This is a genomic window from Streptomyces sp. 5K101, assembly GCF_046506645.1.
Classification (GTDB): domain Bacteria; phylum Actinomycetota; class Actinomycetes; order Streptomycetales; family Streptomycetaceae; genus Streptomyces.
The window spans coordinates 190,433-205,920 of sequence record NZ_JBKFFO010000010.1 but is presented as its reverse complement, the minus strand read 5'-3'; the positions used below and the strand labels follow the sequence as shown (position 1 = coordinate 205,920).

Genomic DNA, 15,488 nt, shown 5'->3' with positions numbered 1-15,488 from the left:
GTCAGGCGGGGGCCTGTTGGCGGATGTCCGGCGTCCCCGGATCGAGCGTCACCTCGCGGGTGACGTTGCCCGGCCAGGTCACGCGGATGGTGCGGCGGCCGGTGATGAACACGTCTGCGAGGGTGGCGACGGGCGCCGGGTCCGGCTCGGCGGTCACCGAGGCGAGGGCGACGAAGAGCGACTCGGCCGACTCGGTGCGCCCTTCGAGGACGTGCGTACGGCTCCGGTCGGCGACCAGGGTCGGGCCGGTGGCCGACTCCGCCGCGACGCGGTAGCCGTGGACCGGGTGGAGCTGGGCGGTCACCGTGCCGTCGGTGGCCCAGCCGGTCTGGCGGACCGGCGTCCCGGGCGGCGCGCCGACGACGAGATGCGCGCGGACCTCGGCCCGGCCGTGCGCGAGGGTGGCGGACACGACGCGCACGCCGGGTTGCGGGGTGTGGGCGGAGGCCGCCCAGCCCGGGCCGTGCCCGAGCGGCTCGGCGGGGCCGCGCCGGGTGGGGGAACCGTCAACGAGCAGAGCGAAGTGGTTGTCGGCGCTCCCGATGGTCGGGCCGGTCCGGGTGGAGTACGCGAACCGGGCGTACCCGGGGTCGTCGTCCCGTGGGTCCACATGGTTGCTGCCGTGGTTGTGGAGGCGTACGAGACCGTCGGCGGCGGTGGACTGGATCAGCATGCCGGGCGGGGCCAGGGTGGTGACCGCGTCCTCGGTCTCGGCGGGAATCGGTTCCTCGGGGGCGGTCCAGACGGGGTGGGTCGCGGGGAGGAGCAGGCCGAGGAAGCCCTTGGCGGCCCAGTAGGGGGACGCGGGGCCGGAGTAGCTCTGGACGGCCGGTTCGTACGGCCCGTACCAGCCCGGGGTGAGCAGCCCTCGTGCGTCCGTGGCTCCGCGGTCGAGGAAGTGGCGCAGGGCTCCGGAGGCGAGCCGGCGGGTGGCGCCGGGGGTCAGCGGGGTGTGGCCGGTCAGGGCGCCGAGCCAGGGGGCGGCCGCCGCGGCGAAGCGGTAGGTCAGCGAGCGGCCGTAGGGCAGGGGCGCGCCGTTGGCGTCGAAGAGGCGGGTGACGTCGGCGAGGTGGCGGTGCAGGCGGGGGCCGTACCGGTCGAGCAGAGCCCGGTCGCCGGCGAGGTGGGCGTGCAGGACCGGGTAGAAGTGCAGGGCCCAGGCGTTGTAGTGGTCGAAGGCGCGGTTCGGGCCGTCGCTGTACCAGCCGTCGCCGAGCCACCAGTGCTCGATGCGGTCGAGCGCGCGGTCGATGGTGCGCTGGGCCCGGTCGGTCTCGATGCCGGCGTCCTGGAGGAAGCCGGCGACGGTGAGGCCGAAGAGCCACCAGTTGTTGTCGACCGGGGACGGGCCGAGGGCGGGGAGCAGCCAGGCGACGACTCGTTCGCGTGTCCGGTCGTCGAGGGTGTCCCAGAGCCAGGGGCGGGTGAGGCGCAGGGCGATGGCGACGGAGGCGGATTCGACGACGGCCTGGCGCACGTCGGCCATGAGCGGCCAGGAGTCGGGCGCGTGGGCGCTCAGGTCGCCCGTGGGCACGGGGTCCTCCGTACCGGCGGCCAGCCCTTCGGCGTACCGGGGCAGGAAGCCGTGCGGGTCCTCGCCGTGGGCGCCCGCGACGCGGAGCGCGGCGAGCAGGAACGTACGGGCGTAGCCTTCGAGGCCGTCGGAGCGAGGGCCGGACCAGCTGGGGCGGGCGCCGGGGAGGCTGATCAGACCGCTCCGCGGCGAGGCCCACGGGCGTACCGCGAGGAGCAGGTCGTCGGCGGCGTCCTCCCAGTGCGCACGGGTCCAGCCGGTGGACTCGAACGGCATGATGCTCCCCTGGGCACAGACGACGGCGACGGCGAAAGCATGAACGAGCTGTGATCGAACGTCAATGGACCACGTGTGAATGATCGAAATATGCCGTGGTTCGATCACTCTGCCGTAGGCTGGCATCAGCCGGGCCACACACTGCGAGGGGGACCGTCACCGTGCGCGAGAGTGCTGCCGAACGTCATGAACGACTGCTGGGGCTGGTACGGGACCGCGGCAGTGCGCGCGTCTCCGACCTGGCCGCTCTGCTGGGCGTCTCGCCCGTGACCGCGCGCCGGGACGTCGAGCTCCTGGCCGGGGAGGGCAGGCTCGACCGGATCCACGGCTCGGTGTCCTGGCCGGGCCGGCGGCCCGCGGCGGCGCCCGGCGCGGGCTCCGTGGCCGACGGCGGACACGGTCCCGTGATCGGACTGCTCGCGCCCTCCTCCACGTACTACTTCGCCGAGGTGATCCGCGGCGCCCACGAGGCGGCCGCGCGCGCCGGTTCGCGGCTGATCCTGCGGATCTCGGACTACCGGCCCGAGGAGGACCCCGTGCGCACCGAGGGGCTGCTGGCCGCCGGGGCCGAGGGCCTGCTGATCGCGCCGGGCTGGCGCGCCCCCGGGGACCCGGCCGCACACGGCGAATGGATCACCGGCCTGCCGGTGCCCGCCGTGCTGCTGGAGCGCCGCGCGGCGCCGGGCAGCGCCCTGGACGGCATGGACCGCGTCGCGTCCGACCACGGGCACGGCGCCCTGCTGGCCGTGCGCCACCTGAGGGACCTGGGTCACGGCGCACCTCTGCTGGTGGCCCGGTCCGACAGCCCGACCGCGCTCGCGGTGCGCTCCGGGTACACGGACGCGCTCGGCGCGCTGGGGCTGCGCGCCCCCGGGCCGGTGATCGACTCGGTGCCCGCCGAGCAGCGCCCCGAGGAGTTCGAGGCGGCCGTGCGCGCGCTGCACGAGGCGGTGGTCTCGGGTACGGCGAGCGCGGCGCTGGTGCACAACGACGTGGACGCGATCCAGATGGTGCAGCGGCTGGCCGAGCTGGGCGTACGGGTGCCCGACGACCTGGCGCTGATCGCGTACGACGACGAGGTGGCGGCGCTCGCGGACATACCGCTGACGGCGGTGGCCCCGCCCAAGCGCGAGGTCGGCCGGGAGGCGACGCGGCTGCTGGTGGAGCGGCTGGCGGGCGGGCCGGGCGACGCGGACGAGCCCCGGCGGCACCTGGCGCTGCTGCCGCGCCTGCGGGTGCGGGACTCGTGCGGGGCGCGCCGTGCGGGTGACGCGGGCGGCGGCACGGGGACGCACACCCGGCGCGTCGCCGACGGAATCAGTTCTTGAGCTTATTTCGATCATTCGATCATTCGTTCTTGACTTCGCTCACGACTCGGCCAAGGATCGCGGCCGACGCAAGTGCCGCCGCTTTGTCAGCAGCTGTGCCGTGAGCCCTATCAGGAACGTCCCGACCCGTCGGACCAGAAACGCCGTCGCCGCGATCGCCACCGCCTCCGCCCTCGCCGTGCTCACGGCCTGCGGCGGCAGCGGCGCGGACTCCCGGACCGAGGGGAGCGACGGGAAGCCCGTGACCATCACCTTCTGGGGATGGGCCAAGGGGACGCAGGAAGTCGTGGACGCGTTCAACGCCTCGCAGAGCGACATCCGCGTCACGTTCGAGGAGACCCCCTCCGGCAACGCCGGCGGCTACGCCAAGATCTCCAACGCGGTGAAGGCCGGCAACGCGCCCGACCTGGTCTCCATCGAGTACCCGATGCTCCCCGAGTTCGTGAGCCAGGGCGCGGTCCAGGACATCAGCTCCCACCTGACCGACGACGTCAAGAAGAAGTTCCTGCCGCAGACCGTCGAACTCACCACCCTCGGCGGCAAGAACTGGGCCGTCCCCTTCGACGCCGCTCCGCAGGCCTTCTACTACCGCAAGGACCTGTTCGCGAAGTACGGCGTCGAGGTCCCGAGGACCTGGGACGACTTCCGCAAGGCCGCCGAGAAGGTGAAGAAGGCCGACAAGGAGGCGCGCACAGGCACCTTCTTCCCCGACGATCCGACCACCTTCCAGGCCATGGTCTGGCAGGCCGGCGCCCAGTGGTTCAAGGCCGAGGGCGACACCTGGAAGATCGACACCACGGACGCCGCCACGGCCAAGGTCTCGGCGTACTGGCAGGAACTCCTCGACGACGACCTCATCCGCAGCAACGCCTCCTTCAGCCCGGAGTGGACCAACTCCCTCAAGAGCGGCGGCACCGTCGGCTACCTCGGCGCCTCCTGGGGCGCCGGCGTCCTCAAGGGCACGCTGCCCGAGCAGAGCGGCAAGTGGGCCGTCGCCCCGATGCCCACCTGGGACGGCAAGCCGGCCAGCGGCATGCTGGGCGGCTCCACCTTCGCCGTGACCAAGGACAGCGAGAAGGCCGAGGCCGCCGTCGGGTTCGCCACGTGGATGACGACCACCGAGGGCGGCATCAAGGCCCGTATCGAGTCCGGCACCTCCAGCGCCTTCCCCGCCGCCGCCGGACTGCGCCCGGCCGCCAGGTCCGCGTTCGACACCGAGTACTACGGCGGACAGGACATCTACCAGGTCTTCGAGGACGCGGGCGCGTCCATCAACCCGAACTGGGCCTGGGGCCCGACCTCCGGCACCACGAACACCGCCATCAAGGACGCCTTCGGCAAGGTCACGACCGGCGGCGCGACGATCGCCGACGCCGTCCGGGCCGGACACGACGCGACCGTCTCCGAGCTCGACAAGCGCGGCCTGAAGGTCGAGGGCTGAGGAAGACCATGAAGGCCCGCGCCCGTACCAACGCCGCTGCCGGCGTCCTGCTGACCCCCTTCTTCGTCCTCTTCGTCCTGGTGATGGTGCTGCCGGTCGGTTACGCGGTCCGGCTGAGCCTGTTCACCGACAAGCAGTCCGGACTGGGCTTCGGCGGCACCGAGACCGTCTTCAGCGGCCTCGACAACTACGTGGCGGCGCTGGGTGACCCGGCCTTCCGCGAGGGCTTCCTCGTACTCCTCGGGTACTGCGTGTTCTACATCCCGCTGATGATCGGCGGAGCCCTCGTCCTCGCCCTGCTCCTCGACTCGGCGCTCGCCCGCGCCCGCCGCTTCTTCCAGCTCGCGCTCTTCCTGCCGCACGCCGTCCCCGGCATCATCGCCGCCCTGATCTGGGTCTACCTCTACACGCCCCAACTCAGCCCGGTCGCCCAGGCGATGGAGGCCGGCGGCATCGGCTTCGACTTCTTCTCCCCCGAAGGCGTCCTGCCCTCCGTGATCAACATCGCGCTGTGGGAATGGCTCGGCTACAACGTGGTGATCTTCTACGCCGCCCTCCAGGCCATCGACCGCTCCGTGCTCGAAGCGGCCACGGTGGACGGCGCGGGCGCCTGGCGTACCGCGCTGAGCATCAAGGTCCCGCTGATCCGCGCCTCGGTCGTGATGGTCGCTCTCTTCACCGTCATCGGATCGCTGCAGCTGTTCACCGAGCCGCTGATCCTCAACAAGGGCACCGGCTCCTCCGTGACCTCCACCTGGACACCGAACATGTACGCCTACACCGCGGCCTTCGACCGCAACGACTACGGACTCGCGGCCGCCGCCTCCGTGCTCCTCGCGCTCACCGCCGCGCTGCTCTCCTTCGGGGTCACCCGCCTCACCGGCCGGAAGGAGAAGACGGCATGACCTCCCCCGCCTTCCGGTGGCTTTCGAGGAGCGCCGTCAACGGCGTGCTCGTCCTCGCCACGCTCTACATGCTCTTCCCACTCGTGTGGCTGGTCACCGCGGCCACCAAGGACGCCGGCGGCCTCCTCGCGGGAAACGCCTTCTCCTTCGAGGGGTTCGACCTCGGCGCGAACCTCTCCGCCCTGGCCTCGTACGGCGACGGCGTCTACTTCCGCTGGTACCTCAACAGCCTGCTGTACGCGGGCGGCGGAGCCGCGCTCAGCTCGCTGATCAGCGTCGCGGCGGGCTACGCCTTCGACAAGTACCACTTCAGGGGCAAGGAGAAGCTGTTCGGCGTGGTCCTGCTGGGGGTGCTCCTCCCGACCACCGCGCTCGCCCTGCCGATGTACCTGCTCGCCAGTGACGTGGGCATCGTCAACACCTACTGGGCCGTGCTCCTTCCCGTCCTGGTGCACCCCTTCGGCGTCTACCTCTCCCGGGTCCTCAGCGCCGGCTACGTCCCCGACGAGGCTCTGGAAGCCGCCCGTATCGACGGCGCCGGCGAGTTGCGCACCTTCTGGTCCATCGGTCTGCGCATGCTGATGCCGGGCTTCGTGACCGTCTTCCTCTTCCAGTTCACCGCGATCTGGAACAACTTCTTCCTCCCCCTGGTGATGCTGTCGGACCAGAAGCTCTTCCCGCTGAGCCTCGGCCTGTACGCGTGGAACAGCAACTCCCGTGCCGAGCCGGAGTACTACCCGCTCGTGGTGACGGGCTCCCTGCTCGCCGTCATACCCCTGATCGTCGCCTTCGTCTCACTTCAGCGGCACTGGAAGGCCGGCCTGACCGCCGGCAGCGTCAAGTGACCCAAGCGACCTGTGAGGAGCCCGAGTTCCACCATGCACCACGCCACTGACAATCGCCCCGCGCTGCTGCTGGCCATGGGCCCGGGCATCGCCGACCGGCTGCTCGCCGACCGCCACCGCGAACGGCTGACCGCGCTCACCCGCACCGACCCGCGTCTCGTCGCCCACGACCTGGCCGCCCCCGCGCCGAGCGTCGCCGCCGCACTCGCCGAGGCCGAGGTGCTGCTGACCTGCTGGGGCGCACCCGCGCTGACCGCCGAGGTGCTCGCCGCCGCGCCCCGGCTGCGTGCCGTCGTCCACGCCGCGGGCTCGGTCAAGCACCACATCACCCAGGCGTGCTGGGACCGCGGCATCGCCGTGACCTCGGCGGCGGCCGCCAACGCCCTGCCCGTCGCGGAGTTCACCCTCGCCGCCGTCCTCTTCGCGGGCAAGCGGGTGCTGCGGACCGCCCACCGGTACGCCCAGGTGCGCGCCGAGCACGACTGGCGCGCCGAGCTCGACGGCGCGGGCAACTACCGCCGTACGGTCGGAGTCGTCGGCGCGTCCCGCGTCGGGCGGCGCGTGATGGAGCTGCTGCACCCCTTCGACCTGCGGGTCCTGCTGTACGACCCGTATGTGGACGACGCCGGGGCGGCGGAGCTCGGGGTCGAGCGCACGGGTCTGGACGAGCTCTGCGCCCGCGCCGACGTGGTCACCGTCCACGCACCGCAGGTCCCGGCAACCCGCCACATGATCGGCGCCCGCCAGCTGGCCCGGATGCGGAACGGCACCACGCTGATCAACACCTCGCGCGGCTCGCTCGTCGACGAGGAGGCCCTGCTGCCCGAGCTCGTCTCCGGCCGCCTGGACGCCGTGCTCGACGTGACGGACCCCGAACTGCAGCCCGCCGACTCGCCGTTGTACGACCTGCCGAACGTGCTGCTGACGCCGCACATCGCCGGGTCGCTCGGCGACGAGCTGTACCGGATGACCGACCGGGCCCTGGACGAGGTGGAGCGGTTCGCGAGGGGACTGCCCTTCGCGGACCCGGTCCATCCGGGAGCGCTGGGCCACTCGGCCTGAGGCACCCCTATGTGAGCCTGAGGCACCCCCATGTGACCTGCGTCACTAAAATGGAGGTATCCATCGACCCCCCGGGAGGCGCGATGAAGTTCGTACAGATCATCGACTACAAGACCGACCGGTTCGACGGCGTGAACGCGCTCATGGACCAGTGGGTCGAGAAGACCAAGGGCAAGCGGACCACCTCCCACCTCATGATGGGCAAGGACCGCGCGGAGGGTTCGCACTACGTCGAGATCGTCGAGTTCCCCTCGTACGAAGAGGCGATGCAGAACTCCAAGCTCCCCGAGACCGACCGCATCTTCCAGGAAATGGTCGCCCTGTGCGACGGCATGCCCACGTTCACCGACCTCGACGTGGTCCGTGAGGAGCAGCTGAACGCGGCGACGGCCCGGCGCTTCTTCCACGAGGTCGCCGTGGGCGGGAACCTCGCCGCCGTCGACGAGATGTTCGCGGACGACTACATCGACCACGACGTCGCCAACGAGGAGGAGACCGAGACCGGCCGCGACGTCATCCGCCGCGACCTCACGATGTGGCGCAACGCCTTCGACTTCACCTTCGAGCTCGACCGGCAGGTGACGGAAGGCGACGACGTGGTGATGCTCTGGACCTGGAACGGCAGGCACAAGGCCGAATTCCAGGGCATCCCCGCCACCGGCGAGCAATGCACGATGACCGGTACGACGGTCTTCCGCTTCCAGGAGGGGAAGATCAAGGAAGGCTGGTGGCACTTCGACATCATGCGCCTGATGCGGCAGCTCGGCGCACTCTGACCGGTCCGGAGAGGACCGAGAGGGACGGAAAGGGGGAAGGCCCCCGTCCCCCGCGAAGAGCGGGGGACGGGGGCCTTCTCGGCGTCTCGGGCGCCGCGGAGCCCGCAGGGCCGTGGCCCCGTGGAGCCGTGGGTTCCGCAGGGCTGTGCGGCCCGTACGTCAGTGGCTGTGGCCGTGACCGTGGCCGTGGCCCGCCTCGGCCTCCTCCTCGGCCGGCTTCTCGACGACCAGGGTCTCGGTCGTGAGCAGCAGCGAGGCGATGGAGGCGGCGTTCTCCAGGGCGGAGCGCGTGACCTTGACCGGGTCGATGACGCCGGCCTTGACCAGGTCGCCGTACTCGCCGGTGGCGGCGTTGAAGCCCTGGCCCGCCTCGAGCTCCGCGACCTTCGAGGTGATGACGTAGCCCTCGAGGCCGGCGTTCTCGGCGATCCAGCGCAGCGGCTCGACGGCGGCGCGGCGGACGACGGCGACACCGGTGGCCTCGTCGCCCTCCTTGCCCAGGTTGCCCTCGAGCACCTTCACGGCGTGGACGAGCGCGGAGCCACCACCGGAGACGATGCCCTCCTCGACCGCGGCGCGGGTCGCGGAGATGGCGTCCTCCAGACGGTGCTTCTTCTCCTTCAGCTCCACCTCGGTGGCGGCGCCGACCTTGATCACGCACACGCCGCCGGCCAGCTTCGCGAGGCGCTCCTGGAGCTTCTCGCGGTCCCAGTCGGAGTCCGTGGTCTCGATCTCGGCCTTGATCTGGTTGACGCGGCCCTGCACGTCCTCGGAGTTGCCGCCACCGTCGACGATGGTGGTGTCGTCCTTGGTGACGGTGACGCGGCGGGCGGTGCCCAGCACGTCCAGACCGGCCTGGTCGAGCTTGAGGCCGACCTCCTCGGCGATGACGGTGGCACCGGTGAGGGTGGCCATGTCGCCGAGCATCGCCTTGCGGCGGTCGCCGAAGCCGGGGGCCTTGACGGCCACCGCGTTGAAGGTGCCGCGGATCTTGTTCACGACCAGGGTCGACAGGGCCTCGCCCTCGACGTCCTCGGCGATGATCAGCAGCGGCTTGGAGCCACCCGCCTGGATGACCTTCTCCAGCAGCGGGAGCAGGTCCTGGATGGAGGAGATCTTGCCCTGGTGGATCAGGATGTACGGGTCGTCGAGGACGGCCTCCATGCGCTCCTGGTCGGTCACCATGTACGGGGACAGGTAGCCCTTGTCGAAGGCCATGCCCTCGGTGAAGTCGAGCTCCAGGCCGAAGGTGTTGGACTCCTCGACGGTGATGACACCGTCCTTGCCGACCTTGTCCATCGCCTCGGCGATGAGCTCGCCGACCTGCTGGTCCTGCGCGGAGAGCGCGGCCACGGCGGCGATGTCGGTCTTGTCCTCGATCGGGCGGGCGGTCGCGAGGAGCTCCTCGGACACGGCCTGGACCGCGGCGTCGATGCCCTTCTTCAGGGCGGCCGGGGAGGCGCCGGCGGCGACGTTGCGCAGACCCTCGCGGACCAGGGCCTGGGCCAGCACGGTGGCGGTGGTCGTACCGTCACCCGCGATGTCGTTGGTCTTGGTCGCCACCTCCTTCACGAGCTGGGCGCCCAGGTTCTCGTACGGGTCCTCGACCTCGACCTCGCGGGCGATGGTGACACCGTCGTTGGTGATGGTCGGCGCGCCGAACTTCTTGTCGATGACGACGTTGCGGCCGCGGGGGCCGATCGTCACCTTGACCGTGTCGGCAAGCTTGTTGACGCCGCGCTCGAGGGCGCGACGGGCGTCCTCGTCGAACTTCAGGATCTTCGCCATGGGAGCGATTCAGCCCTCTCGGAAATCGTGTTCAAAAGAACCGCGCCCCTCGCCGCCCGGCGTCAGCGGGGTGGCCAGGGGCGCAGCTCAAAGCAAATCTGCCGGGTGAAGCAGGGATTACTTCTCGACGATCGCGAGCACGTCGCGGGCCGAGAGGACGAGGTACTCCTCGCCGCTGTACTTCACTTCGGTGCCGCCGTACTTGCTGTACAGCACCACGTCGCCGACGTTCACGTCGAGCGGAAGGCGCTCGCCGTTCTCGAAGCGGCCCGGGCCCACGGCCAGGACGACGCCCTCCTGGGGCTTCTCCTTGGCGGTGTCCGGGATAACCAGGCCAGAAGCCGTGGTCTGCTCGGCGTCGAGCGGCTGGACCACAATGCGGTCCTCGAGCGGCTTGATGGCAACCTTGGAGCTGGTGGTCGTCACGATCCGACCTCCCCCTTCGGAGATCTCACGGGGTTAACTGATCTGAGGTGGCGACCAGGTGGATCCGTCGTCGCGGGTGCCGGACCTGCCCGTCGCTGTGTTGGCACTCTCCGGTGGGGAGTGCCAGGAGCGAGACTATGACTGCGATTAGCACTCGGTCAAGCGGAGTGCCAATGCAGCGCCGCGTGGCGGCCTGAACCCGTCGCGGTTGTGCCGCCCGCGGCGGGCGATGTCGTCGGCACTGCCGTACGTCTCGGGCGTTCCGGAAGGTCCTCGGCGGGCGGGTGGCGCACCGGCGAGGGGCCGGTGCGCGCGGCTCACACGTAGTCCTCCAGCTTCGCCACGGCGTAGCCCTTTTCGGTCACGGTCCGCATGACCCGCCGGATCATGTCCGCCATCGAGCCCTTCCATTCCCCGCGGCCCCGGAAGTGGGTGAGGATGATGTCGCCGGGGTGCAGATCCCGGTCCCACTCGCGCCACTCCATGCGGTCGGGGAACGCCTCGGACGCCCACAGCGGCACGGCCTCGATCCCACAGGACTTCGCGGCGCGCAGCGTGTCCCTGTTGTAGCTCCCGTACGGCGGGCGGAACAGCCGCGGGCGCGTGCCGTACCGTTTCGCCAGCCTGTCCTGTTGGCCGCAGATCTCCCGCTTCTGGCCGGAGTACGAAAGGCCCGGCAGGTAAGGGTGGTTGAGGGTGTGGTTGTGCAGCGCGACGCCGCGGTCCCGCATCTTCTCGAAGTAGTCGTAGTCGTCGTCGATCACGTAGTCGCTGAGGAAGGCGCTGTACGGGATCTTCAGGTCGGACATCATCCGCAGCAGCTCGGGGTCCTTCTCCGCGCCGTCGTCGATCGTCAGGAAGACGATCTTCTCCTTGGTGGGGACGGTGGTGAAGACCGGCGGCAGCTCGTCGCCGCCCTTGACCTCGAAGCCCTCGCGGGTGGTGATCTCCGGCTTGTCGTCCGGCGGCGGGGGCGCGGGGAGCGGGGTCTCCTCCAGGCCCCACTTCTTCGCCGCCGCGGCCCGGGCGGCCTGGGCCTGTTTCACCTTTTTGGCGTACGCGGACAGGGCGCCGGCCGGTCCCACCGCCCGCTCCGGCGCCTTCGGGCCACCCTTGGCCTGCTCCCCCGCGGAAGGCGAGGGGCGGGCGTCCCGTCCGTCCCCGCCCGCACAGCCGGAGCCGGTGGCGGCGACGACGAGCGCGGCCAGCCCCAACGCGACCCGGTACGTTCTTACTTTTCCCTTTTGTCTTACCAGCTGCATGGCGTCGCATCCTGTCAGCGCGGTGCCCGCCCGCCCGGCCGACACCGCCTGCGTGCGCGGACCATCCCCCGGCTGGCCCACAATGGCCCGGTGAACGCCTCCGATCCGCTCGCCGCCTTCCAGGCCCTGCGCACCGAGGAGGGGGCCGCGCTGCTGGCGTCGCTCGCCTCCTACGACCCCGCCGACGAACTGGCGGTGGCCACCCGGCTGCGGCGCGAGCATCCGGCCGGGCTCGTCTCGGCGGCGCTCGGGCAGGCGCGGCTGCGGCAGCGCGCGGCGGCGAAGTTCGGTGCCGAGGACGCCGGACGGATGTTCTTCACCCCGAACGGCGTCGAGCAGTCCACCCGCCGGTCGGTCGCCGCCCACCGGGCCGAGCGCTTCGCCGCCCTCGGCGTGCGCAGCGTCGCCGACCTGTGCAGCGGGATCGGCGGCGACGCGCTCGCGCTCGCGCGGGCGGGCATCTCCGTCCTGGCCGTGGACCGCGACCCGCTGACGGCCGAGGCCGCGCGGGCCAACGCCGAGGCGCTCGGGGTCGCCGATCTCGTCGAGGTCCGCTGCGCGGACGTGACGGACATCGACACGTCCGCGTACGACGCCGTGTTCGTGGACCCGGCGCGACGCGGCGGCAGGGGCAGGATTTTCGACCCCGAGGCGTACTCGCCGCCTCTGTCCTGGGCGATCGCCGCGGCCCGCACGCGCCCCCACGCCGCGCTCAAGATCGCGCCGGGCATCCCGCACGAGGCGGTCCCCGAGGACGCCGAGGCCGAGTGGATCTCGGACGGCGGAGACGTGAAGGAGGCGGTGCTCTGGTTCGGTACGGCCCCGGCCGCGGTCCGCGCGACCCTGCTCCCCGGTCCGCACACCCTGACCGGGCGCGGCCTGCCGGACCCTGCCGTCCGCGCGGTCGGCCGCTACCTCTACGAGCCCGACGGCGCGGCGATCCGCGCCCATCTCGTCGCCGAGGTCGCCGAGGACGTCTCCGGCGGCCTGATCGACGAGACGATCGCCTACATCACGTCGGACGAGCTGCACCCGACGCCGTACGCCACGGCGTACGAGATCACCGACGCGCTGCCGTTCACCCTGAAGAAGCTGAAGGCGCTGCTCCGGGAGCGGGAGGTCGGCGTCCTGACGGTGAAGAAGCGCGGTTCGGCGGTCGAACCGGAGGAACTGCGCCGGAAGATGAAGCCCCAGGGCCCGGCCTCGGCGACGGTCTTCCTGACGCGGGTCGCCGGGGCACCGGCGATGCTGGTGGGCCACCCGGCGTAACGAGCCCGCGCCCTCGCCAGGCGCGGCGCGGCGCTTCCGAACCGGGGCTTCTCCCCGGACCCCGTACCGCGCTCCGCGCGGTGTCCTCAAACGCCGGACGGGCTGAAACGCAGCCCCCACTGCGCGGGGTTCGGGGGGAGCCCCCGACGGGGGCGCCCGCTCAGACGGCGGCGTCCGGCGCCACGCCGCGCGGGAGCAGCCGCAGCGCCCAGCGGTAGTGGGCCACCGCCTTCGACGCTCCGATCAGGCCCGTCAACCACAGGATCATCCCGAGGCCCATCAGCAGCACCACCCCCGGCACTGTGTCCTGGCCCTGTTCGGCGCCGGCCGGACCCGTGAAGCAGGTCCACAGGCCGCCCGCGCACATCAGGAACGACGGCAGGAACCACGTCAGGCTCAGGCCCGGCGAGGCGAAGCGCGCGTCGTCGGCCGGGTGCCGGTCCAGGGCGCTCCAGGCACGCAGCAGGCCGCGCACCTTCGCGTCACGGGCGAGGCCGAAGGCGATCAGCAGGCCGGTCGGCACCATGAACGCGGCACTCAGCAGGAGGAGCACACCGCCGAACATCTGACTCAGCGGATCGATCGCCTCGTCGAACGCCCGCAGTGCGGAGGCGACGAGCACCCAGCCGACCGCGAATCCGGCCGCCAGCAGCCACAGTTGGACCAGCACCGCCCCGCCCATGCTCGTCCGGGGGAGCGCCGCCACCGCCTGTGCCCGGTTGGCGAGCAGCGACGCGCGGTCGGGCCACGCCCGTGTGCCGAGAGGCGGCGGCGGAGGCGGCAGGGTGCGTCCAGGCATGGCCAGGAGGTTACCGGGGTCGCCCTTCGGCCTCGGCGGCGCGGTCCAGCAGCAGTTCTCGTTCCCGTGTGTTGCGGGCGAGGGACGCGGCCCGCTCGAACTCCGCCCTCGCCTCCCGGGCCCGGCCCAGCCGGATCAGCAGGTCGCCGCGGACGCTCGGGAGCAAGTGGTAGTCCTTCAGGGCCGGTTCACCGGCCACCGCGTCTACCAGCGCGAGCCCGGCCGCGGGGCCCTCGGTCATCGACACCGCGACCGCCCGGTTCAGTTCCACGACCGGGGACGGCGTGAGACGCACCAACTGCCCGTACAGCGCGGCGATCGTCGCCCAGTCGGTGTCCTCGTAACGGACGGCCCGCGCGTGGCAGGCGGCGACGGCTGCCTGGAGTGCGTACGGGCCGTACGGACCGCCGCCCGCGCGCCCCAGTGCCTCGAATCCGCGCCGGATCAGCAGCCGGTTCCACTTGGCGCGGTTCTGGTCGGCGAGCAGGACGGGCTCGCCCGAGGGGCCCGTACGGGTCGGGATGCGGGACGCCTGGAACTCCAGCAGCGCCGCCAGGCCGTGCACTTCCGGTTCGGCCGGCATCAGACCGGCGAGGACCCGGGCCAGCCGCAGCGCGTCCTCGCAGAGCGCCGGGCGCAGCAGGTCGTCCCCGGCGGTCGCCGCGTACCCCTCGTTGAAAATCAGGTAGATGACGTCGAGCACGGAGCCCAGGCGCGCGGCGCGCTCGGCTCCGTACGGCACCTCGAAGGCCGCGCCCGCCTTGGCGAGCGTCCGCTTGGCGCGCACGATCCTCTGCGCGACCGTCGGCTCGGACACGAGGAACGCGCGGGCGATCTCCCCGGTCGTCAGCCCGCCGAGCAGCCGGAGCGTGAGCGCGACCCTGGCCTCGGTGGACAGCACCGGATGGCAGGCCGTGAAGATCAGCCGCAGCAGGTCGTCGTCGATGTCGTCCGCCTCGGCCGGTTCGGGCGGCGGCGGCGCGTCCTGAAGCGCCCGTCCGACCTCGGCCAGCTTGCGGGCGTACGTCTCCTTGCGGCGTACGAGGTCGATGGCGCGGTGCTTGGCGGTGGCCATGAGCCAGGCGCCCGGCCTGTCCGGGACGCCCGACTCCGGCCACTGCTCCAGCGCGGCGACCAGGGCGTCCTGCGCGATCTCCTCGGCGATGCCGACGTCCCGCACGATGCGGGTCACACCGGCGATGATGCGCGCCGACTCGATCCTGAAGACCGCCTCGACCGTGTGCGCTGCGCTTCCTGCCGTCACGGCCACCCATCAGAGCAGCCGCGGCGGAACGGGCGCAAGCGCGGCCTGGCAGCCCTCCAAGATCTGGGCAAGTACGGCCGGGTCAGCCCTCCATGATCTGGCGGACCTCGCAGGTGACGGTCCACTCCTCCGGGTGGATCTCCAGGAAGCGCTTCGCCCATTCGAGGGCCTCGGCCTTGTCCTTGCACTGCATGAGGGCGTAGCCGCCGATGACTTCCTTGGTCTCGGTGAACGGGCCGTCGGTGTACGACACCTTCCCGCCGGACCAGGTCACGCGGGTGCCCTCGGAGGTCGGCAGCAGACCGGCGGTGTCCAGCATGACCCCGGCCTTGGTGATCTCCTCCAGCAGCTTGCCCATGCGCTCGTCGAAGTCCTCCGGAAAGCCCTCCGTGGGGACCTCGTTCTCGTTGATGCGGATCATCGACAGGAAGCGGGGCATGGTGACTCCTCGGGTCGTGCGTGCGGGGCCGTTCCCCGCCTCTCACCACTGCGTCGAACGGCGGACGGCCGGAT

The 15,488-nt window shown here is 71.6% G+C and carries 14 protein-coding genes; 7 read left to right on the top strand and 7 right to left on the bottom strand.

Annotated elements, in window-relative coordinates; translation table 11 throughout:
- Position 1: 1 nt before the first annotated feature.
- Positions 2-1,810, bottom strand: coding sequence for a DUF2264 domain-containing protein (locus ACLB9X_RS20920; protein ID WP_410361886.1), 1,809 nt, complete (start codon positions 1,808-1,810; stop codon positions 2-4).
- 161 nt (positions 1,811-1,971) lie between these two features.
- Between ACLB9X_RS20920 and ACLB9X_RS20915 the strand changes: the two genes are divergently transcribed.
- The 6 genes from ACLB9X_RS20915 to ACLB9X_RS20890 all read left to right on the top strand — a co-directional run bounded on the left by ACLB9X_RS20915 (position 1,972) and on the right by ACLB9X_RS20890 (position 8,167).
- On the top strand, positions 1,972-3,138 hold the full coding sequence (locus tag ACLB9X_RS20915; protein WP_410361885.1) for a substrate-binding domain-containing protein: 1,167 nt from the start codon (positions 1,972-1,974) through the stop codon (positions 3,136-3,138).
- A 109-nt stretch (positions 3,139-3,247) separates the two neighbouring features.
- Positions 3,248-4,579, top strand: a complete 1,332-nt coding sequence (locus ACLB9X_RS20910; protein WP_410361969.1) for an ABC transporter substrate-binding protein — start codon at positions 3,248-3,250, stop codon at positions 4,577-4,579.
- An 8-nt stretch (positions 4,580-4,587) separates the two neighbouring features.
- On the top strand, positions 4,588-5,484 hold the full coding sequence (locus ACLB9X_RS20905) for a carbohydrate ABC transporter permease (protein ID WP_410361884.1): 897 nt from the start codon (positions 4,588-4,590) through the stop codon (positions 5,482-5,484).
- Complete coding sequence (locus ACLB9X_RS20900; RefSeq protein WP_410361883.1) at positions 5,481-6,329, top strand: carbohydrate ABC transporter permease; 849 nt, start codon at positions 5,481-5,483, stop codon at positions 6,327-6,329. Before ACLB9X_RS20905 ends, ACLB9X_RS20900 begins: the two co-directional genes overlap by 4 nt.
- 33 nt (positions 6,330-6,362) lie before the next feature.
- Positions 6,363-7,391, top strand: a complete 1,029-nt coding sequence (locus tag ACLB9X_RS20895; protein WP_410361882.1) for a hydroxyacid dehydrogenase — start codon at positions 6,363-6,365, stop codon at positions 7,389-7,391.
- An 83-nt stretch (positions 7,392-7,474) separates the two neighbouring features.
- The gene (locus ACLB9X_RS20890; RefSeq protein WP_410361881.1) at positions 7,475-8,167 is read left to right on the top strand and encodes an ester cyclase; all 693 of its coding nucleotides are present in this window, start codon (positions 7,475-7,477) and stop codon (positions 8,165-8,167) included.
- A 159-nt stretch (positions 8,168-8,326) separates the two neighbouring features.
- On the opposite strand, the gene groL is transcribed toward ACLB9X_RS20890, so the two are convergent.
- The 3 genes from groL to ACLB9X_RS20875 all read right to left on the bottom strand — a co-directional run bounded on the left by groL (position 8,327) and on the right by ACLB9X_RS20875 (position 11,643).
- Positions 8,327-9,955 carry a chaperonin GroEL gene (groL, locus tag ACLB9X_RS20885; protein ID WP_410361880.1) on the bottom strand — a complete coding sequence of 543 codons (1,629 nt, stop codon included), beginning with the start codon at positions 9,953-9,955 and terminating at the stop codon, positions 8,327-8,329.
- Between the two features lie 117 nt (positions 9,956-10,072).
- Positions 10,073-10,381: a co-chaperone GroES gene (groES, locus tag ACLB9X_RS20880; RefSeq protein ID WP_177148652.1), complete on the bottom strand. Its 309-nt coding sequence runs from the start codon at positions 10,379-10,381 to the stop codon at positions 10,073-10,075.
- A gap of 317 nt (positions 10,382-10,698) precedes the next feature.
- The gene (locus ACLB9X_RS20875; RefSeq protein ID WP_410361879.1) at positions 10,699-11,643 is read right to left on the bottom strand and encodes a polysaccharide deacetylase family protein; all 945 of its coding nucleotides are present in this window, start codon (positions 11,641-11,643) and stop codon (positions 10,699-10,701) included.
- Between the two features lie 90 nt (positions 11,644-11,733).
- Here ACLB9X_RS20875 and ACLB9X_RS20870 point away from each other — a divergent pair, with 90 nt between their 5' ends.
- Positions 11,734-12,912 carry a THUMP-like domain-containing protein gene (locus ACLB9X_RS20870; RefSeq protein ID WP_410361878.1) on the top strand — a complete coding sequence of 393 codons (1,179 nt, stop codon included), beginning with the start codon at positions 11,734-11,736 and terminating at the stop codon, positions 12,910-12,912.
- A 160-nt stretch (positions 12,913-13,072) separates the two neighbouring features.
- Here ACLB9X_RS20870 and ACLB9X_RS20865 read toward each other — a convergent pair whose 3' ends face one another.
- The 3 genes from ACLB9X_RS20865 to ACLB9X_RS20855 form a co-directional block, all read right to left on the bottom strand.
- On the bottom strand, positions 13,073-13,711 hold the full coding sequence (locus tag ACLB9X_RS20865; RefSeq protein ID WP_410361877.1) for a hypothetical protein: 639 nt from the start codon (positions 13,709-13,711) through the stop codon (positions 13,073-13,075).
- Positions 13,712-13,721: 10 nt separating this feature from the next.
- Positions 13,722-14,981, bottom strand: coding sequence for an RNA polymerase sigma factor (locus ACLB9X_RS20860; protein ID WP_410361876.1), 1,260 nt, complete (start codon positions 14,979-14,981; stop codon positions 13,722-13,724).
- Positions 14,982-15,057: 76 nt separating this feature from the next.
- Positions 15,058-15,414 carry a YciI family protein gene (locus ACLB9X_RS20855; RefSeq protein WP_410361875.1) on the bottom strand — a complete coding sequence of 119 codons (357 nt, stop codon included), beginning with the start codon at positions 15,412-15,414 and terminating at the stop codon, positions 15,058-15,060.
- Between the last annotated feature and the right edge of the window lie 74 nt (positions 15,415-15,488).